The following is a 20,495-nucleotide window of genomic DNA, read 5'->3' on the forward strand; positions in this document are numbered from 1 at the left end:
GTCGCGAGCCCTTTCGTACGGTGTGGATCAGCCCGCTGCGGAGGTGTCTCCGGCAGTGCCGCCGTTGGTGGTGCCGGCGGCGGCCTCGAGGGGCGTGTCCGGCAGCTCGGCCTTCGGCTCACCCTTGAAGGTGAACGTCGCGCTCGGGCCCTCGCCCTCGACGTCGACCAGCACGATCTGCCCCGGACGGACCTCGCCGAACAGCAGCTTCTCGGCGAGCGTGTCCTCGATCTCGCGCTGAACCGTACGGCGCAGCGGTCGAGCACCGAGGACCGGGTCGAACCCTCGGCTGGCGAGCAGGTTCTTGGCCGCCTGCGTCAGCTCGAGCGCCATGTCCTTGTCCTTGAGCCGCTTCTCGACCGAGTCGAGCATCATGTCGACCATGTCGATGATCTCGTCCTGCGTCAGCGGCGGGAAGACCACGATCTCGTCGACGCGGTTCAGGAACTCCGGGCGGAAGTGCTGCTTCAGCTCCTCCGACACCTTGGCCTTCATCTTGTCGTACGAGCCCGCGACGTCGCTGGCCTGGCTGAAGCCGAGGTTCACGCCCTTCGCGATGTCTCGCGTGCCGAGGTTCGTCGTCATGATGATGACGGTGTTCTTGAAGTCGACGACCCGTCCCTGCGAGTCGGTCAGGCGACCTTCCTCGAGGATCTGCAGCAGCGAGTTGAAGATGTCCGGGTGCGCCTTCTCGACCTCGTCGAAGAGGACCACCGAGAACGGCTTGCGGCGGACCTTCTCGGTCAGCTGGCCACCCTCTTCGTAGCCGACGTAGCCGGGAGGCGAACCGAACAGCCGCGAGACGGTGTGCTTCTCGGAGAACTCGCTCATGTCGAGCTGGATGAGGGCGTCGTCCTCGCCGAACAGGAAGTTGGCGAGCGCCTTGGACAGCCATGTCTTGCCGACGCCCGAGGGCCCGGCGAAGATGAACGACCCACCGGGGCGGCGCGGGTCCTTGAGGCCGGCGCGCGTACGACGGATCGCCCGCGACAGGGCCTTGATGGCCTCTTCCTGGCCGATGACCCGCTTGTGAAGCTCCTGCTCCATGTTGAGCAGCCGCGACGACTCCTCCTCGGACAGCTTCACGATCGGGATGCCGGTGGCGAGCGCCAGCACCTCGGCGATGAGCTCGTCGTCGACCTCGGCGACCTCGTCCATGTCACCGGCGCGCCACTGCTTCTCGCGGTCGGTCTTCGCGGTGAGCAGCTCGCGCTCCTCGTTGCGCAACGCCGCTGCGGACTCGAAGTCCTGGACGTCGATCGCGTTCTCCTTGCGGCGGCGGACGTCGACGATCTTGTCGTCGAAGTCGCGCAGGTCCGGCGGCGCCGTCATCCGGCGGATCCGCAGGCGGGAGCCGGCCTCGTCGACGAGGTCGATGGCCTTGTCCGGGAGGAACCGGTCGGAGACGTAGCGGTCGGCGAGCGTCGCCGCCGCAACCAGGGCCTCGTCCGTGATCGTCACGCGGTGGTGAGCCTCGTAGCGGTCACGCAGACCCTTGAGCATCTCGATGGTGTGCGCGATCGACGGCTCGGCCACCTGGATCGGCTGGAAGCGGCGCTCGAGCGCGGCGTCCTTCTCGAAGTGCTTGCGGTACTCGTCGAGCGTGGTGGCACCGATCGTCTGCAGCTCACCGCGGGCGAGCATCGGCTTGAGGATGCTCGCGGCGTCGATGGCACCCTCGGCCGCACCCGCACCGACGAGGGTGTGGATCTCGTCGATGAAGAGCACGATGTCACCGCGGGTGCGGATCTCCTTGAGGACCTTCTTGAGCCGCTCCTCGAAGTCACCGCGGTAGCGGGAGCCGGCGACGAGCGCGCCCAGGTCGAGCGTGTAGATCTGCTTGTCGCGCAGCGTCTCGGGGACGTCGCCGCGGACGATGTCCTGGGCGAGACCCTCGACGACCGTCGTCTTGCCGACGCCCGGCTCACCGATGAGCACGGGGTTGTTCTTGGTGCGGCGCGACAGCACCTGCATGACGCGCTCGATCTCCTTCTCACGCCCGATGACCGGGTCGAGCTTGCCCTCGCGGGCAGCCTGCGTGAGGTTGCGACCGAACTGGTCGAGCACCAACGAGCTGCTCGGGGCGGACTCGCCCGCGGGCGCGCCTGCGGCCGCGGTCTCCTTGCCCTGGTAGCCGCTGAGCAGCTGGATGACCTGCTGGCGGACGCGGTTGAGGTCGGCGCCGAGCTTGACCAGGACCTGCGCGGCGACGCCCTCGCCCTCGCGGATCAGGCCGAGCAGGATGTGCTCGGTGCCGATGTAGCTGTGGCCGAGCTGCAGTGCCTCGCGGAGGCTGAGCTCGAGGACCTTCTTGGCGCGCGGGGTGAACGGGATGTGGCCGCTGGGTGCCTGCTGGCCCTGGCCGATGATCTCCTCGACCTGCTCACGCACGGCCTCGAGCGAGATGCCCAGGTTCTCCAGCGCCTTCGCAGCGACGCCTTCACCCTCGTGGATGAGACCAAGAAGGATGTGCTCGGTGCCGATGTAGTTGTGGCTGAGCATGCGCGCCTCTTCCTGGGCGAGCACGACAACACGACGGGCGCGGTCGGTGAACCTCTCGAACATGCAACTCCCCTTGATCCGAGACCCTTCTGCGGGTCGGGTCTCTGTCCATCCCATGCTAGTCACGACCACCAACGCCGGTGGAGCGCCCCACATCGGTTGTTACGCCTTATTTCAAGGGATCCGGGGCCTGCGTGCTTCCGGTGTTCACGCAGGGCGAACACCCTGGGGACCGATGTTCACCGAGAGCGAACAGGCTTCCCGCTGGTAGCGTGATCGCCGTCCCGCGAGGAGGCTGAGATCCTCTCGACGTCGGTCACACCAGGTGGAGTTGCAGATGAGCATCCGAAGCACTGTTCGTTCCCGTCTCGAGTCGGTCGTCGGTGAGGAGCGCGTGCGCGCAGCAGCGCGTACCGAGCGCGCCGTACGTACGCGCCTCGCCTCCGCGATCGCCCCGGCTGCGCCGCCGCCGAAGAAGAAGGCCGCGAAGAAGCCGGCGAAGCCCAAGCCGGTCGCCCGCACCACGTTCCAGCCCTCGGATCCGTTCACCCCGCACCCCGAGCCCACGATGTCGCGCCACGACCTGCTCGCTGGTCTGCACGAGCGGCTGCAGCCCCGCACCTACCTCGAGGTCGGCGTGCGCAACGGCGAGAGCCTCGCGCTGTCGTCGACCCGCTCGATCGGCGTCGACCCGGCCTACAGCGTGGACCGCGAGATCGAGGCGGACGTCCAGCTCGTCCGCGCGACCAGCGACGACTTCTTCGCTCGCGAGGACCCGCTCGCGCACTTCGCAGGCGTCCCGGTCGATCTGGCGTTCATCGACGGCATGCACCTCTCGGAGTTCGCTCTGCGCGACTTCCTCAACACCGAACCCCATCTGGCCCGCACCGGCGTCGTCGTCTTCGACGACATGCTGCCCCGCAACTCGCTCGAGGCCGCACGCGTCCGGCGTACGGCGCAGTGGGCCGGCGACGTCTACAAGGTGGCTGAGGTGCTGCGCCGGCGACGGCCCGACCTCGTGGTGCTGCTCGTCAACACCTCTCCGACCGGCACCGTCGTCGTGGCCGGGGTCGACCCCGCGACGGCACTGAAGGACGCCGTGTACGAGGCCGAGCTCGCCTACTGCCTGGCGCCCGACCCCCAGGACGTGCCCTCCGAGTATCTCGACCGGTCGACCGCGGTCAACGCGAGAGCCCTCCTCGAGCTGAGCGTCTGGGACACGCTCGTGAAGCGCCGCGAGTCCGACAACGAGCCCCTCGACGACGTCTGGGACCAGCTGCGCTCACTGCCCGTCGGAGGCTGACGCCCGCCCCGGACGGCGGACCCGGAGCATCGCGGAGGAGGCCGACGAGCGCGTGAGGCGTGCGCGTACGACGTCGGCGCCGTCGCGCTCCTCCACCCGCTGGGCGAGCACCTCGGCGTGGACGTCGGGATCGAGCGGCACCGCCTGCACCGCTGGCTCGCCCAAGAAGCTGCTGCGCACCTGGAGCCGCCAGGTCCCGGGCTCGAGCGCGGGCCCGACGAACCCGACGAAGGGCTGCACCCGCGCCTCGATCCGGATCGACTGCAGCCAGCCGTCGCCGGCGCCAGGCTGCACGGCGACCGAGCGGCACTCCACCGGCCACTCGATCCCGGACTGGACGCTCCGGACGGAGAGCGACCCCCAGGGGGCGTCGTGCTGCCCCAGCGCGGCACTGATCACGCCGCTGGGCGCCGCGATCACCGCTGTCGCCCGGTCCGGCTCCTGCGCGACCGTGATCCGGTCGTCGTCGCTGCGGACCTGGACCTGGAGCCGGACGTCCAGCGCCGTACCGGACCAGCCGACCTCCTCGACGTCGACGTGGCGCTCGAGGCTGCTCAGCGCCTGGCACACGGCGAGGAACGCAGGCTCGTCCTCAGCCCGCAGCGTCTGGAAGCGCAGCCGTCTCAGGACCGAGAGGTCGCGGTCGACCTCCTCGCCGAAGGTACGGCGGACGAACGCGACGGTGGACGCGAAGTAGGTGTGCCGGGTGGCCGGCGGTCGGCGCTCGAACCGGTTGATGAACGTACGGCTGAAGCACTGCTGCGCGCCCTCGCGCCGCAGCTCCCTCGAGACGTGAGGATCGGCGCCGCGCTCGTCGGCGACGTCGAGGGCGGCGGTGTAGTAGCCCCAGTACCAGTCAGGATCGACGGCCTTGCTCGAGTTGTTGGTGCCGTCGCGTCGACGGACCCAGCGGTAGCACGGCGACGACGCCAGCACCGACACCACCGGCGAGCACCCGAACACCTGACCCATGAAGTGGTGGTCCTCCAGACGCACCCGACCCTCCAAGAACCGGATCCCGTGCTCCACCAGGAACGACCGCCGAAACAGCTTGTGCACCGTCCGCGACTGCATCACCCCGTCACCGACCAGATCAGCCCGCTCCACATCACCGCCGGCCAACCCCCAGTACGGAGTCCCCCCACCGACCCGCACCACCTTGCCCGCCACCACGTCCGAACCGTTGCGATCAGCCATCGCCACCATCCGCTCCAACGCCTCAGGAAACAGCTCGTCGTCCTGATCGGAGAAGAACACGTACTCCCCCCGCGCCCGCTCCAACCCCACGTTGCGCGGACGACCCGGCCACCCCGAACCCGGGATCGACACCACCACCATGTTCGAACGCTCCGCCGCCCGCGCCCGCAACCACCCCAACGTCTCCCCATCACGAGACCCGTCGTCGACGAACACCAGCTCCACCGCACGCCGCCCCAACGACTGAGCATCCAACGACGCCAACAACGGCACGATGTTCGACCCAGGCTCGAACACCGGCACCACCACCGACACCCGCGGCCCACCCCACGGCAACCCACCCCGAACCCGCTCCCACCAACCAGCCCCGCCCACGTCAACCACCCACCACGTCGACGCTCGGCTCCGGTCGGGCCTCAGCACGCCTGCCCGATCGGCCGTCGCGCAGCACGACGACCAGCGCTCCCCTGGTCCCGCGGCGCACCCGGGCACGCCGCAGAGCGCCCTTCGACCGCACGCGGGCGCGGCCCGCCAGGACGGCGTGCCCGGGCGGAACGGGGACGGGCCGCACCGCACCGCGGCCGATCAGCCGCGATCGCACGTGGAGCGTCCACTGCCCGGCGTCGAGCCGTTGCCCGAACGAGCCCTCCTGGGGATCGAGCGTGGCCTCGACGGTCGCCGTCTGCAGGACGTCGCCTGAACGCGGTGTCTCGACCACGCACCGTACGGTCGACACCGGCCACTCGATCCCGGAGTCACGCTCACGGATCGACAGCTCCGCCCAGCCCGCATCGGGAGAGCCGACCGCCAGCGCAGGCTCCGAGTACGCCGGCACGACGATCTCGGAGACGCCGTCCACGCCGGTCCCCGGCACCGTCCGGACCAGAGCGGGATCGTTCGTACGCAGGCGAGCCAGGACGACCAGCCGCAGGAGGCCGTCGTCCCACGAGGCGTCGATCAGCTCGGCATCGACGACCGTCGCGCGCGCCGCGCGCCGGATCGCGAAGAGGTCGGCGGCATCACCGCGACGCAGAGCGCCAACCTCCGCACGGCGCCACACCGGGAGTCCGGCGTCCACCGACTCGGGGACGGACCGTCGCACGAAGCCTGACACGGCCGCGAAGACCTCGGCCGCGTCATCGGCCGGGATACGGTCCATGTTCGCGACGACGGCTCGCCCCATCGCCTGGGCTGCGCCGACCGTCCGGAGCGCGGTGACCACGGCAGGGTCGGCGCCGGGGCGGTCCACCGCGTCGACCGCGCGGCCGTAGTGCTCCCAGTACGCCGCCTGGGTGACCGTGGCGGCCGAGCTGTTGGTGCCGTCGCGCCTGTCGATCCAGCGGTAGCACGGCGACGACGCCAGCACCGACACCACCGGCGAGCACCCGAACACCTGACCCATGAAGTGGTGGTCCTCCAGACGCACCCGACCCTCCAAGAACCGGATCCCGTGCTCCACCAGGAACGACCGCCGAAACAGCTTGTGCACCGTCCGCGACTGCATCACCCCGTCACCGACCAGATCAGCCCGCTCCACATCACCGCCGGCCAACCCCCAGTACGGAGTCCCCCCACCGACCCGCACCACCTTGCCCGCCACCACGTCCGAACCGTTGCGATCAGCCATCGCCACCATCCGCTCCAACGCCTCAGGAAACAGCTCGTCGTCCTGATCGGAGAAGAACACGTACTCCCCCCGCGCCCGCTCCAACCCCACGTTGCGCGGACGACCCGGCCACCCCGAACCCGGGATCGACACCACCACCATGTTCGAACGCTCCGCCGCCCGCGCCCGCAACCACCCCAACGTCTCCCCATCACGAGACCCGTCGTCGACGAACACCAGCTCCACCGCACGCCGCCCCAACGACTGAGCATCCAACGACGCCAACAACGGCACGATGTTCGACCCAGGCTCGAACACCGGCACCACCACCGACACCCGCGGCCCACCCCACGGCAACCCACCCCGAACCCGCTCCCACCAACCAGCCCCGCCCACGTCAACCACCCACCACGTCGACAAACCCGAGACAGAACGAGACTCAGGATAGACTCGCTGGCTACCGGCGAAGGGCTTCCGAGGAGGGGGGCGGCGCGTGAGCTGGATCCGGGAGCGCTCTCGCGTCCTGCTGCGCGGCCCGAAGTCCCCCGGCGTGGCCAGCCGCCCACCCGCCCCGACCGGCTGGACAGCCGTGGTTCGATCGGCACGGTGGAGCGCCTGCGGGCTCACGATCGGAGGCTGGGTCTACGTCGACGGGATCGACACGACCTCTCAGGCGACGGTGCAGGTCTCCTTGGTCGACGTCGCCTCGGGTCGGACGCTCTCCGCGGACGTTCGTCGTCGTCACGACCACGAGGTCAACCACGTCGCAGGTGACCCCGAGCACGACTATGCCGACGGCGCCTTCGGGGCCGAGCTCCCCATGCCGCCCGAAGACTCTGGCCACGAGTGGGACGTCCAGGTCAGCCTCGCGGTGGGCGGACAGCTGTGGACCGGCCCGCTGACCGACCTCTTCCGCCGCGGTTCACCCGGCTCGATGGCCCGCCGGTTCCTCGACGGCGGCGCTCAGATCAATCCCACCTGGGTCCCTCAGCGTGGCCTCGTCCTGCAGGTCGTACGGCGCCAGGTCACCGCCCGGTCCTCCAGCTCCAGCACCACGGCGTGGTGCAGCGAGACCACGAGCACGGGCAGGCGTCCCGTCGCCGCCGACCTCCAGGGCCCGGACGGCTCCGTCGAAGGCGAGGTCCTCGACGTGCGCAGGGACGCCGGCGTGTGGCACGCCCGGCTGCGCTTCCCGCTGCCGGCAGCAGGCAGCGGCGACTGGTCCCCTCATGTCAGGCTCTCGGGCGGCAGCCGACGTCCGGTCCACTGGTCCGGTCCCGACGTTGCCGCCTCGACGGCGGACGTGAACATCGCGGTGACGCCCACCGGGATGCTTCGTCTCACACATCCGGCCGACGAGGTCGTCGTCGACGACATCGACGTCGACACGGGCGCGGATCCCGCCGTGATCCTGCGTGGACGGGCCAGCCCGCCCGGAGGCCGGTTCACCCTTCGCCTGGACGGTCGCCGCGCCGCCAGCGTCGTGGAGGTGGCCGTGGCCGACGGACGCTTCGATGTCCGCCTTCCGCTCTCGACCACGTCCGACCTCTGGTCGAGCGGCCCGCTCCCGCTCCCGATCGGGACGTACCGCGCCGAGGCACGCGACCCCGACGACCGGTCTCTCCACGTCCGCCTGACCCAGGACGTGCTGGAGCATGCCTGTGGACGTTGGTCCTTCGGTCCGGCGGTGATGGCACGCCCCGAGAGAGGCTCCAACAACCGCCTCGAGGTTCGGCTGGCTCCACCGCGTGCCCCGGACGAGTGGAGCGAGCTGGGGCAGCGGCGCGAGGACGACGCCTACCGCCGGAGGGCGTACGCGCAGGAGGATCTCGTGTTCTTCGAGAGCTTCCTCGGCAAGCGAGCAGCGTGCAACCCGCTCGCGATCCGGCACGAGGTCGCTCGTCGGAGTCCGGGCCTCCGGCGGGTCTGGGGAGTGTTCGAGGGCTCCGTGCCGGTGCCCGACGGAGACGGCAAGGTCGTCATCGGCACCCGGGCCTGGCGCGACGCCCGCGGTTCCGCTCGCTACGTCGTGACCAACGACTGGCTCCGCCGCTTCGAGCACCGCCCGTTCCAGACCTTCGTGCAGACGTGGCACGGCACGCCGTTGAAGAAGCTCGCCCTCGACCGTCGGCCACGGGGACTCGATCCCGCGTACCAAGCCCTCGTCCGTGAGGAGACGTCGCACTGGGACGTCCTTGTGAGCCAGAGCCCGTTCATGACGGAGGCCCTGCGTGGGGCGTACGGGTACGAAGGGCCCGTGCTGGAGGTCGGCTACCCCCGCAACGACCTGCTGGCCCATCCCGACGCGCCCGCACGCCGCCGCATCGTGCGCGAACGCCTCGGTCTTGCCGAGGAGTCCACCGTCGTGCTCTACGCGCCCACCTGGCGCGACGAGAAGGACCGCTCGACGCCGCCGCCGCCCGACCCGATGACGCTGGCAGCACGGCTCGGGCCGTCGACGACGCTCCTGGTGCGGGGCCACGCCGAGAACATCCGCCACGATCGACGCATCGAGGGCCCGCACCTCCTCGACGTGACGCTCTACCCCGACGTCTCCGAGCTGTTCCTCGTCGCCGACGCCCTCGTGACCGACTACTCGTCCGTCATGTTCGACTTCGCCGTGACGGGGAAGCCCATGGTGTTCTACGCACCCGACATCGAGGACTACCGCGACGTCACCCGCGGCCTGTACCTCGCCCTCGAAGACATCGCTCCCGGGCCGGTGCTGCACTCCAGCGAGGCAGTCGCCGACGCGCTCGCCGACCTGACGTCGCTGCGTGCGGAGCACCACGACGCGTACGTCGCCTGGCAGTCACGCTTCGTCCCCCTCGACGACGGCTCGGCCACGGCCCGGGCCGTCGACGCCGTCTGGCCGGACCACGTCGCCTCGTGAGCGCCTCCTTACTCAGCCGCCCTCGCCGCGGCGCCGACCGTCCTCCCGAGAGCACGCTGAGGCTGCGCCTGGTCGGCGACCGCCTGCGTGTGGACGTCACCCTCGGCGACGGGCTGCGAGCCGAACGGCTCCTGCTCCGCTACCGCGACACCGGCCGCGAGTCCACGCTCGCCCCCGTCGCTCCGGAGGCGGGCGAGACCGGCACCTGCTTCGACGTGGACGTCCCCGCCGCAGTCCGAGCGGACCCGTCGTGCGAGTGGATCGACCTGTGGCTCGCGGTCGCCGGTGATGAGGCCCCTCGTCGCGCCGGACGGTTCGCCTCGACCGAACGCGGCGACGCCGTCACGCCCACCGACGTCGACGGGTTGACCGCGACCGTCCACATGACGCACAAGGGCAACGTCAGCATCCGGGTCCAGGCCGAGCGCTCGCGCGAGGTGGCTCTGTGGACGCGCAGCCTCACCTTGCGCCACGGACGGATCGCCTTCGCCGCGGACGTCGTCACGCACAACGTGCGCGCGGTGTCGGCTGTCCTGACCGTGACCTCCCGGGAGAGCGGCGAGTCCACCGACCTCCCGGTCGGCCTCCGGCTGCTGGCCGAGGACACACGTCGACTCCACGGTCTCATCCGCTACCGCGTCGATGCCGACTTCGACGTGCGGATCCTCGCCCGCACCGGCGAGCACGACAGCGACATCTACGACCTCGCCCTCGTCCTCACGCTCGACGGCTTCACCGAACCTCTCGAACGCGGGATCCGTATCCCGCCGTACCGCGTGCGACGTCGCCTGCGTGCCACCGACGTCTCCGACGGCGAGGCGGGCCATCTCGTCACGCCGTACTTCAGCTTCAAGGCCCAGCGGCTCTGCCTGCGCGTCGAGACGTACGCCGGTGCGGACCTCGACTTCATGCGCCGGCTGCTGCGGTTCGCGTGGGCGTTCGAGGTCGTGCGACCGTTCACCCGCATCTGGCTGATCGGCGAGCTCCCGTACAAGGCGCAGGACACCGGCTACCACTTCTTCCGCTGGGTGCGCCTCAACCACCCCCGTCGTCGCGCGTACTACGTCATCGAGGAGGACTCTCCCGAGCGCGCGCAGGTCGAGCCGTACGGCAACGTCGTCACGCACCGGTCTCGCCGGCACATCCTCTACTCGCTCGTCGCCTCGCGTCTGGTCGGCTCGCACCACGCCGAGTACCTCCTCGCCTCGCGCAGCCCTCGCTTCGTACGCTGGTCGCGCGGCGTCCGTGTGTTCCTGCAGCACGGGGTGATGGGCACGAAGAACATGACCGGCAACTACGGCCGGCGTGCCTCGACGGACTTCCGGACGGACCTGTTCCTGGTCAGCTCCGAGCGCGAGCGCGAGATGGTGGTCGACGACTTCGAGTTCTTCCCCGGCCAGGTCCGTGTCACCGGTCTGCCGCGCTTCGACACGTTGCTCGCCGACGACGTGGACGTCGAGCGTGCCCTGCTGATCATCCCGACCTGGCGCGACTGGCTGAGAGCGCGCGACTTCGGCGAGAGCGAGTTCTTCGAGCAGTGGGACGGGCTGCTGACGTCGGCGAGGTTCCAGGAGATGATCCGCCGCCACGGGCTGACCGTCCGGTTCATCCTCCACCCGAACATGCGCGACTACGCCGAGCGCTTCCACGCTTCGGGCGTCGTCGTCCTGCAGCAGGGCGACGCGCCGGTCCAGGACCTGCTCAAACGCAGCGCCGTCATGATCACCGACTACTCCAGCGTGGGGTTCGACTTCAGCTTCCTCCACCGTCCAGTGCTCTACTTCCAGTTCGACCGCGCGCGGTTCCTCGGCGCACGCGGATCACACCTCGACCTCGACTCGCACCTCCCGGGCGAGATCGCCTTCTCGCGCGACGAGGTGCTCGACCGGCTGGACGACGTCCTCGACGCGGGGATGACGATCTCCGACCGCAACCGCGCGCGTGCCGACGCATTCCTCGATCACCGCGACCGCGACAACAACGCGCGGATCTACGAGGAGGTGCGCCGCGCCTGGTCCCCGCTCACGTCGTGGCGACGCCTGCGCAGTGCGGCGCCGTCCCGTGCCCTCTTCAACAGGTTCCGCAAGAGCCGCGCCTACTTCCCGGCGATGCGCGTGCTGTACCGCCTGGCGACCCTGCTGCCGCGTCGCGACCTCGTCGTCTTCGAGAGCGCCAACGGCAAGCAGTACGGCGACAGCCCCCGCTACCTGTACGAGAAGCTCCTCGAGCGCGGCACCGACAGCACGCTGGTGTGGGTCAACGACTCCACCGTCCGGCTCCCCGACCCGGGCACGCGCAAGGTGCGACGGTTGACGCCGCGCTACTTCTGGCTGCTGGGGCGCGCGAGCCACTGGATCAACAACCAGAACTTCCCGCACTACCTGCGCCCGGCTCGGGGCACCCGCTACGTGCAGACGTGGCACGGCACGCCGCTGAAGAAGATGCAGCACGACCTCGAGCACGTCCACGGCCGCAGCGACGGCTACCTCGAGCGGGTCACGAAGATGACCGGCTACTGGGACGACCTCGTCTCCCCGAGCCCGTACGCCACCGCGGCCTTCCGCACTGCGTTCCGCTACTCGGGTCGTGTGATCGAGGCCGGCTACCCCCGCAACGACGTCCTGCACCACCCGGACCGCGAGGCGAGGGCGGACCTGGTCCGCCGACGGCTCGGGATCCCCGCCGGTCGACGGGTCGTCCTCTACGCACCGACGTTCCGGGACGACCGTACGAGCGGCGGTGGCTTCGCGCCGCAGGCCGAGCTCGACCTGGCGCGGCTGCACGCCCGGTTCGGCGACTCCGTCGTCGTCCTTCTGCGGATGCACTCGGTCGTCCGCGGACGACCGCCCGTGCCCGAGGAGCTGCGGCACTTCGCGATGGACGTCTCTCGGTACCCGGACACCCAAGAGCTCCTGCTGCTCGCCGACGTCCTGGTGACGGACTACTCCTCGGTCATGTTCGACTTCGCGACGATGGACCGGCCGATGGTGTTCTTCACGTACGACCTGGACCACTACCGCGACGACCTTCGCGGGTTCTACCTCCCGTTCGAGGAGGTAGCGCCGGGGCCGCTCGTCCGCACGAGCGACGAGGTCGCCGACGCGCTGTCGGAGGCGCTGGCCGGCAGCGACGGCTACGCGAGAGCACGCGAGGACTTCCGGGCTCGGTTCGCGCCGCTCGACGACGGCTCGGCCTCCGAGCGAGTTCTGGACGCCGTCTTCGGACCGCCGTGAGAGCGCTGACGCGGGCAGACGCTAGGTCGCGCGGACCGCTTCCCGGGTCTCCGGGCGGACGTTCTCGTTCCCGAACAGCCAGTCGCACCGCGGCTCGACGAGCGGACGGAGACAGGCTCGCGCCGGCCGCGACGCGAGGGCGATCGTGAGGATGACACACCCGGCGACGACGACGACGAGGCCGACCACATCGTCCACCCGCTCGTTCAGCGGGCTCGCAGCAAACGCCTTCATCACGAGCCCGTGGACGAGGAACGGGTACATCGACGCGGCGCCGACCGCGGTAAGCACAGGGGTTGCGCGTCGCGGGAGGACGGCGACGAACGCAACAGCCAGAACCACTCCGGCAGCGAGCACCGCAAGCCGCGTCAACGTCGCCTCGCCGATCCCGATGCCGTAGGCGGAGAAGGGCGCGATGTAGCCCAGCCAACCGATCATCCCGTGGTCTCGTGCATAGAGAGCGAGGGGCACGAGCAGCAGTGCGAGGACGATCCAGCCTACGACCCGGCCCGCACGCGGCGGGATGCGGTGCGGGCTCCTCCTCGTCAGGCAGAGACCGATGACGAAGAACGGCAGCATGGCGAACGTCCGGTTGAGCGAGAGAAGGAATCCGAGGTCCGACGCAGCGCCACCGAGGACGGAGATCGCCAGCGAGAGCCCGATCGCCACCGACGGTCGGAGCTGGGCGAAAAGCGGCGCGAGGAGGCGCCACGCCAGCAGGGAGAGCAGGAACCACAGCTGGTAGAGCGGAGTCAGGAGCTGGTTCCCCGAGAGCTCGACCGCACCATCGCCGAGCGCGCGGAAGGACACCATGTACAGAACCTGGAACAGGACGTACGGGACGACGATGCTACGGACGATGCCCCTGGCTCGGCGACCGTCGAGGCTCCGTCCGGCGAACATCCCGCACACCATGACGAACGCGGGCATGTGGAAGAGGTAGATCGCGAAGTAGACGTCCCACGCTCCCGGCGCAGCGAGAACCTGACCCAACCCGTGGCCGACGACGACAAGGGTGATGAGCGCGCCCTTGACGTTGTCGAGATAGGGGTCGCGCATCTCCGCAGGAGCAGTCGCACGGGGCTCGATGCGGGAAGAAGGCAACACGATCGTCCACTGTGCCACATCGCTCGAGCCGCACTCAGGGTAGGTCAACCCCGCCGGAACACCGTCGCTCGCTTCTGCAGCCGGAGGTCTTCCCGCGAGAAATCAGGCAGCAGGCCCTCCCACATCTGGGCGACTTCCTGCTCATCGTTGCGGATCATGTCGTCGAGGACGACGGAAACCCGGGAGGCGAAACGATCGCGCAGCATCGGCACGGCCGGGAACCGAGCGTGAACGCCGGTTGCGGCGGGCGGACCGTCGACGAGGAGCAACCCCACATCGGAGAGCGTCTCGAGCGCAGCGGGGTCGTACCACCGTCCGTGGTAGCCGGCTACGTCGACCTCGGTCAGCGGCGCGACGCGCACCTCTGCGATGTCGCCGAGGCCGTGCCGGGCGAGGACACCGCGAGACTGCTCCGCGAACCCTTCGTGGTGCTCGAGTGCGACAACCTTGCAGTCGAGACCGAAATGACGGATGGCGAGACCGAACCACAGCGTCGAGACACCGCTTCCGCACTCCACCACCAGCGAGGGACGGCGGGAGATCAGCTCGTCGACGACGACCTCCACCAGATCTGGAGAAGCCGCCCAGCCACCCATGGCGGGGATCCTGCCCTCGACCGGCAGGAGCGAGAAGAGATGCATGGCCGACTGGATCTGGGCAAGCTGTGCCGAGTTCTCGACGGTCCGCCTGCTGACATCCTTGGTCAGGTTCGTCTCGAGGGTCCGCACCGCGGTCGCCGTGCGGGACTGCCCCGCTTCGAGGCGTCGCATCGAGACAAGGATGTCCTGCCACTCCTCTGCGTGCCGGGTCCGTTCCGCCTCGAGCTCGTCGGCGAGCTCGTGGTGGCGCTCAACCAGGTTCTCGAGGGCCTTTCGAACGGCGTGACTCTGTCCTCGGGCGGTGGAGCCGGTACGCCGCACCGCCCACAGGACGACAGCGAGAGCGACGACCGCACCGGCGAAACCGAGCGCAGCAAGGATCCCCGTGCCGATGCCGCCGACCGCCGCGAGCCATCCCACCACGACCGCGACGACGACGAACGCCACAGCAGCCGCGGCAGCGACGACTCGGCGGCCTCCCAGACGTCTCGTCAACGTCGCCATCGCCCGTCCTGCACGGGCCCCACGAGACCTCTCGACCGCGTCCCGCCGGCGCTCAGCCTTGGCACGAGCAGCCTTCTCGCGCTTGAGGCGTTCCCGGACGCGCTGAACGCGCTCCCGCTGAGCCGCGAGTCGCTCGTTCTTGTCCTCCAGGATGTTGCGCAGATCGGCGACGACAGCATGAAGACGCGCGACCTCCTCGGGCTCACGTTCCGTCGCCTGCCGAGGATCCTCCACCAGCAGGCGCGCCCACAGGTCGTCGACCTCGCTCGCAGAACGAGACGATCCGACCGACAACGCCATGACAGGCACGTCACCGAGCCAACCGACGCCCTCGACACCGAGTGGAGCGAACGAGCTCAGATCCCCCTGAAGACGGCCCAGGTCCACCAAGAGCTGCAGCTGCGGATCGTCAGCGACGCGTGCGACCGCAAGCGCGACGAGGTCGGAGGAAACGCTGCCCGACACCAGGATTCCCGACTCCACTCCGACGCTGCGGGGGATCTCCTGGTCAACGACAAGGAGATCGTCACAGCTGTCGCGGAGTGCGCCTACGGTCGTCCCAGGCTGGTCGGAGACCAGGACGAGCCGGCCCCGAACATGGATGCCGTGCCTACCGTCCACGTGTCCTCCTCGTCGCCGATGCGCCGGTCGCAACCGGGCCTCGGATAGCATTGCACGGGCTCGATCGCGGGCCTGACCGGCCCTGCCTCGAACGCCCCCGGGGGAAACTTGACTCAGCACGACCGCCGCAATCAGCCGACGGTGTCCGTCATCGTCCCGAGCTATCTCGGCGCCAAGCTTCTGCCCACCAGCCTCGGCTCTCTTGCGCGGCAGACTCTCGACCCGCGGCAGTTCGAGGTGGTCGTCGTCCTCAACGGACCTGAGGACGAGTCCCGGACGGTCATCGACGATGTCCGCACGGAGTTTCCGGCCCTCCGAGTGCGTGTCGTGGAGTCGACCACCTCGGGGGCAGGGAATGCGCGCAACCTCGGCCTCGACGCTGCCGCCGGGCGAGCCGTGACGTTCGTGGATGCCGACGACGAGGTCACGCCGGGCTATCTCAAGGCACTGCTCGGCCACGCCGGGCTCGGGATCGTCCCCGTCGCCACCGTTGCCGACGTCACGCATGACCGCGCTGCACCCTCGTTCGACAACTACCTTTCGAACCGTCTCGTCACTCACGCAGGTGACGTGACCGACCCGACGTCGCTCCCGTCCTCGCTCGGATTCGTCGCCGGCAAGATCATCCCGACCGCGGTGGCCCGTGCAGGCAGGTTCGACACCTCTCTTCGCAGCGGCGAGGACGTTCTCTACTGGTTCGACGTGTTCGAGGCGGCCCCGTTCCGGATCAGGCCCGTCGCCCTCGACTCCGACGGCGTCTACCTCCGTCACGTCGTCGCCAACTCGGTCTCCCGGCAGGCCCATTCCTACGACTTCTCGGTGACCCAGCGCCTCGACGTCATCGAGCGGCTCTGGTCGCGCGATGCCCAGGATCCCCGCAGCCGCAAGCTCCGTTCATCGTTCATCGCCGGACAGATCTCTCTCGTCAACGCCCACCTGCGCCTCGAGCCGGACGACCACGCGCGAGTCGTCGCGGACATCCGCGCTCGCGGCCTCGAGGACGCGATCCCGTGGCGTCGACTCAACGCCGGGCTGGCGCGCGACCTCGGCATCCTGTACTCGTTCCTGCCGTACGCCGACACGAGCGCGCTCGTGGCCGCGCGCCGCATCCGTGATCGTGGTGTCGTCGTCGACGTCGTGTCCAACAAGATGGGGGCGGACAAGCCCATCGACTGGGCCGCCGGCGTCATCGCACGCGAGAACCTCGATCAGACCTTCCAGATCGATAGCCGCACCGCGGCCTTCGAGTGGGGACCGTTGAAGGCGTTCACCCGCAAGGCGCTGGCCAAGGTAGCCGAGTGGGAGGACGAGAAGGGCCTCTACCGCAGCGTCTACAGCCGGACCATGTGGCCTGGCTCGAACCTTGTCGCGGCCCTCCTCAAGCTCCATCGACCCGAGCTCCGCTGGATCGCAGAGTTCTCCGACCCGCAGCTCTTCAACGCCTACGGGCAGCGTCGTGTAGGACAGGCGAAGGACGATGCCCTGTGGCAGCAGCTGGCCGCCGGACTGGCGGCTGTCGGCATCGACGCACCTGCGGATCGCAACATTCCCCACCTCGTCGAGCTTCTGGCGTACGCGCTCGCCGACGAGATCGTCTTCACGAACGAGCACCAGCGCACGATCATGCTCGGCTACCTCCCCGAGCAGCAGCTGGTCGAACGCGTCCTGGAGCGCTCGCAGGTCTCCCACCACCCGACGCTTCCCGAGCACTTCTACCATCGCGTCGACGGCGAGTACGAGCTCGGCACCGGAGTTCTCAACATCGCCTACTTCGGCGCCTTCTATGCCACGCGAGGCCTCACTGAGGTCGTCGACGCGCTCAAGGCGCTCGCGCCGACAGAGCGGGCAAAAGTCCGCCTCCACGTCTTCACAGGCGATCCGACGACGCTGGCCAAGGAGCTCGCCACGCACGGTCTGGCAGACACAGTGGTCGCCAAACCGTACGTCTCCTACTTCGAGTTCCTCGAGCTGACCACCCGCATGGACGTTCTCCTCGTCAACGACGCGAGGACTCGCGACCACTTCGACGTCAACCCGTTCCTCCCGTCGAAGTGGTCCGACTACGCCGGAAGCGGGAGCGACGTCTGGGCTGTCGTCGAGGAGGGCAGCATCCTGTCGACGATGCCGACGACCTATCGATCGCCCCTCGGCGACGCCGGTGCCGCCGTCGGCGAGGTGCGCCGCATGCTCGACGATCGAGGTCTCGAGCCCGTCTCACAGTGAGGGAGGCCGGGCGCCGACCGTCACTCGTCGGCGGCGGGCGCCCGGTACTTCCGGGACGACTCCTCGATCGCGGCCACGACGCGCTCGCGGCAACGGCCGTCACGCTGCGGGAACGTGGCTGCGGCGCGGTCGAGGAAGACTTGGTCCGGCGTGCGACCGCGGTCGACGATGTCGACCGCGGCGGCCACCGCGGCGTCCGCGGTCTCCGTGACTGGGCCGAACCCGTCACGGCCGTAGTCGAAGTAGCCGGCGCGCCCCACGTGCCCTCCTTGGGTCATGCGCTCCCGGTCGAACTGGAAGTACACGACCGGCCGATCAAGATAGGCGGCGTTGAAGGCCACCGACGAGTAGTCGGTGATCAGGACAGCCGACCGAGCGAAGAGCTCGCGGACGTCGCGGCCTTCGAAGCTCATGACCTCGACGTGCGCCGGTAGATCGAGCCTCCCCGCGAGCACGTCCATGTTGGGGTGCGGCAGGAAAGCAAGCTTGAGTCCGTGGCGGGCGGCGGCGTCGGCGAGCTCCTTCGAGCGCAGCACGGCCAACCATTCCTGCACGTAGTCGGTCTCCTCGATACCGTCCACGAGCTCCCTGCGCTGAGAGCCGCTCTTCAGCGGAGGCACCAGCCACACCCTCCACGTCGGGCAGACCAGCACCAGGTCTCGCTGCGCAGGCCCGAACCGCTGACCCTGCTCGAACAGCAGGTCGAAGCGCGGCAAGCCCGTCAGCTTCGTCTCGCGCCCGGTGTAGATGTACGGGGTGTCGTCCCCGACGATCGAGGCGTGCTCCTGCTGCGTGCTCGTGACGAACACGTCGAGCGGTCGGTGGTTGAGCCAGCTGGACAGGTCGTCCTTGATCACACCGTGCTGCAGGAAGGTGAAGCGGTAGGCCGGCGTCGCGAGCGACGTGATCGCCGGCGGGCGGCAGACGGCGATGTCGGCGTGCGACGACACCAGGTGTCGACAGTTGAGCATGAGGAGCTTCCACAGGACGGACCCATGGGCAACCACCCTGCGGCCGTACGCTGCGCGGAGGCGCTTCCAGTCCGGGGTCCCTCGCTGGACGACGAAGAAGGCGTCGATGTCCGTACGGGTGCTCCGCAGGTGCTGGAAGAGATGCTCGGCACTGTCGTCAGCGTTGTGGATGCGGTCCATCAGCACCCATGACTTTCGCAACCGCCGACTCACAGGTCGGCTCCGAGCCACACGGAGGAGAAGACGATCTCGCCACGCCACGCCGCTCGTCGTGCCACCAACCTTGCGACGTGGTTGCAGAGCCTGTCGAAGACGCGCCGGTGAGAGCGATCTCGCCGGGACTGGCGGCTGTGAGAACCTGAGCTCGCGCACGCGACCGTCGACGACCAGTCGCAACGCACGCGCTGCCGGCACCCAGTGGATGCGCTCGCGCAGCAACGGACGACCGTGGTGGTAGAGCGCACGGACCTTGGTGTACGCCGGCGTGGTGACCTCGCCGCCCGACAGGACCTGGTCGTCGGGCGTCTCTCCGGTGAACCGGTAGACGATGCGTACAAGCCCCTGCCGGGAGTCGAGACGATCTGCCAGGGCGTACGAGGAGACCCAGGGTTCGTCGCGGTAGGCATGCAGGAGGATGTCGCGGGCGGCGCCCCGCAGTGGGACGACGGAGAACGACTCCACAACCTCCGGATCGAGGTATCGGACGATCCGCCTCATCAGGGCGTGAAACTCGTCGGCCTCCGACGCCGGGGCGACGACCTTCGACCCCGAGTCCTCCGCCGCGAAGTAGTAGCTCAGCTCGTACAAGACGAAGTTCTGCAGCCACTCGGGCACGTGGCCCCACTCGCGCTCCGCCGTCTCGAGGGCGTCCAGGTAGCCGTGACGGAGGACAGCGGTGAAGCGTCCAGGGTGTCGCTGCGAGCTCTGGAGGGTTGAGCTCTGATCACTGCGCTTGCGGTACTGGTAGCGCGCCGTCGCCAGGAATGCCACCTTGGGATCGGGCACAAGCAGCAGGTAGCGACTGCTGAAGTGGCCATCCTCGAAGTTGGGGCGAATCCGGTGATCGAAGCGCAATCCGCTCTCACGGAGACGGTCGACACGGTAGAAGGCCGCCGGCGCGCTTCCGTGGAAGTGGTCGGGAAACGCGGCCAGACGACGAGCGCGATCGCCGGCCGCGAAATGGCGACGGAGCGGGTGCTTGTCGGCGATGGCTCCGGTCGAGTCGTTCAAGAGGACGCGGTTGGTGGCCACCATGTCGATGTCGTCATCGCCTTCGAGGAACTCGACGACGCTGCGGACATAACCTGGATCGAGGATGTCATCGGGGTCCGGGAACGTCACCCACTCTCCGAGGGCGACCTCGAGACCTGCGTTGCGAGCGGCACCCTGTCCGGCATTCGGCTGGGTCAGGACCCGAACGGCCCCGGGTCGCCTGGCCTCCCACGCGCGCAGCTCCGCGAGCGTGTCGTCGCTGGAGCCGTCATCGACCATGATGACCTCGATGAGCCCCGGATTCTCCGCCATCTGCAGCTCGATCGACGCGATGAAGTCGGGGAGGTAGCGCGCCACGTCGTACGCAGCAGACACGATCGAGAATCGTGGTCGCGGTGATTCGTCCACTCGGACAAGACCTTCCGTTGGATTTCGCACAGAGGAGACCGGTGCCAGGCCGGACGAAGGACGATCGTACCTACCTGTCGGATCCGCCCTGGCATCGGCACACGAGAGCACGCGAG

Annotated in this window: 10 protein-coding genes; 4 read left to right on the forward strand and 6 right to left on the reverse strand. The window is 69.1% G+C overall.

Annotation, left to right across the window (positions count from 1 at the left end):
- Nucleotides 1-27: 27 nt before the first annotated feature.
- The gene (locus tag AB3M34_RS19490; RefSeq protein ID WP_370616437.1) at nucleotides 28-2,565 is read right to left on the reverse strand and encodes an ATP-dependent Clp protease ATP-binding subunit; all 2,538 of its coding nucleotides are present in this window, start codon (nucleotides 2,563-2,565) and stop codon (nucleotides 28-30) included.
- A gap of 274 nt (nucleotides 2,566-2,839) precedes the next feature.
- Between AB3M34_RS19490 and AB3M34_RS19495 the strand changes: the two genes are divergently transcribed.
- The gene (locus AB3M34_RS19495; protein WP_370616439.1) at nucleotides 2,840-3,805 is read left to right on the forward strand and encodes a class I SAM-dependent methyltransferase; all 966 of its coding nucleotides are present in this window, start codon (nucleotides 2,840-2,842) and stop codon (nucleotides 3,803-3,805) included.
- Here AB3M34_RS19495 and AB3M34_RS19500 read toward each other — a convergent pair.
- Both AB3M34_RS19500 and AB3M34_RS19505 read right to left on the reverse strand, forming a co-directional pair.
- Nucleotides 3,785-5,494, reverse strand: a complete 1,710-nt coding sequence (locus AB3M34_RS19500) for a glycosyltransferase family 2 protein (RefSeq protein WP_370616441.1) — start codon at nucleotides 5,492-5,494, stop codon at nucleotides 3,785-3,787. The two genes, AB3M34_RS19495 and AB3M34_RS19500, sit on opposite strands and share 21 nt — an antisense overlap.
- On the reverse strand, nucleotides 5,379-7,013 hold the full coding sequence (locus AB3M34_RS19505) for a glycosyltransferase family 2 protein (RefSeq protein ID WP_370616443.1): 1,635 nt from the start codon (nucleotides 7,011-7,013) through the stop codon (nucleotides 5,379-5,381). The genes AB3M34_RS19500 and AB3M34_RS19505 overlap by 116 nt, the downstream gene beginning before the upstream one ends.
- 88 nt (nucleotides 7,014-7,101) lie before the next feature.
- On the opposite strand from AB3M34_RS19505, the gene AB3M34_RS19510 reads away from it, so the two are divergent.
- Together AB3M34_RS19510 and AB3M34_RS19515 are read left to right on the forward strand one after the other, a co-directional pair.
- Entirely contained in the window at nucleotides 7,102-9,501 is a 2,400-nt protein-coding gene (locus tag AB3M34_RS19510) for a CDP-glycerol glycerophosphotransferase family protein (RefSeq protein WP_370616445.1), read from the forward strand.
- A complete protein-coding gene (locus AB3M34_RS19515; RefSeq protein WP_370616446.1) occupies nucleotides 9,498-12,734 on the forward strand; it encodes a CDP-glycerol glycerophosphotransferase family protein in 3,237 nt (1,078 codons plus the stop codon). Before AB3M34_RS19510 ends, AB3M34_RS19515 begins: the two co-directional genes overlap by 4 nt.
- Before the next feature lie 21 nt (nucleotides 12,735-12,755).
- On the opposite strand, the gene AB3M34_RS19520 is transcribed toward AB3M34_RS19515, so the two are convergent.
- On the reverse strand, nucleotides 12,756-13,841 hold the full coding sequence (locus AB3M34_RS19520; protein ID WP_370616447.1) for an acyltransferase family protein: 1,086 nt from the start codon (nucleotides 13,839-13,841) through the stop codon (nucleotides 12,756-12,758).
- Nucleotides 13,842-13,885: 44 nt separating this feature from the next.
- On the reverse strand, nucleotides 13,886-15,616 hold the full coding sequence (locus AB3M34_RS19525; protein ID WP_370616448.1) for a class I SAM-dependent methyltransferase: 1,731 nt from the start codon (nucleotides 15,614-15,616) through the stop codon (nucleotides 13,886-13,888).
- Nucleotides 15,617-15,706: 90 nt separating this feature from the next.
- On the opposite strand from AB3M34_RS19525, the gene AB3M34_RS19530 reads away from it, so the two are divergent.
- On the forward strand, nucleotides 15,707-17,788 hold the full coding sequence (locus AB3M34_RS19530; RefSeq protein WP_370620071.1) for a glycosyltransferase: 2,082 nt from the start codon (nucleotides 15,707-15,709) through the stop codon (nucleotides 17,786-17,788).
- Nucleotides 17,789-17,808: 20 nt separating this feature from the next.
- Here the strand turns inward: AB3M34_RS19530 and AB3M34_RS19535 are convergent, their stop codons facing one another.
- Nucleotides 17,809-20,490: a bifunctional glycosyltransferase/CDP-glycerol:glycerophosphate glycerophosphotransferase gene (locus AB3M34_RS19535; protein WP_370616450.1), complete on the reverse strand. Its 2,682-nt coding sequence runs from the start codon at nucleotides 20,488-20,490 to the stop codon at nucleotides 17,809-17,811.
- Nucleotides 20,491-20,495: the final 5 nt, after the last annotated feature.

Origin of the sequence: Mumia sp. Pv4-285 (assembly GCF_041320275.1) — a bacterium.
GTDB classification, from domain to species: domain Bacteria; phylum Actinomycetota; class Actinomycetes; order Propionibacteriales; family Nocardioidaceae; genus Mumia; species Mumia qirimensis.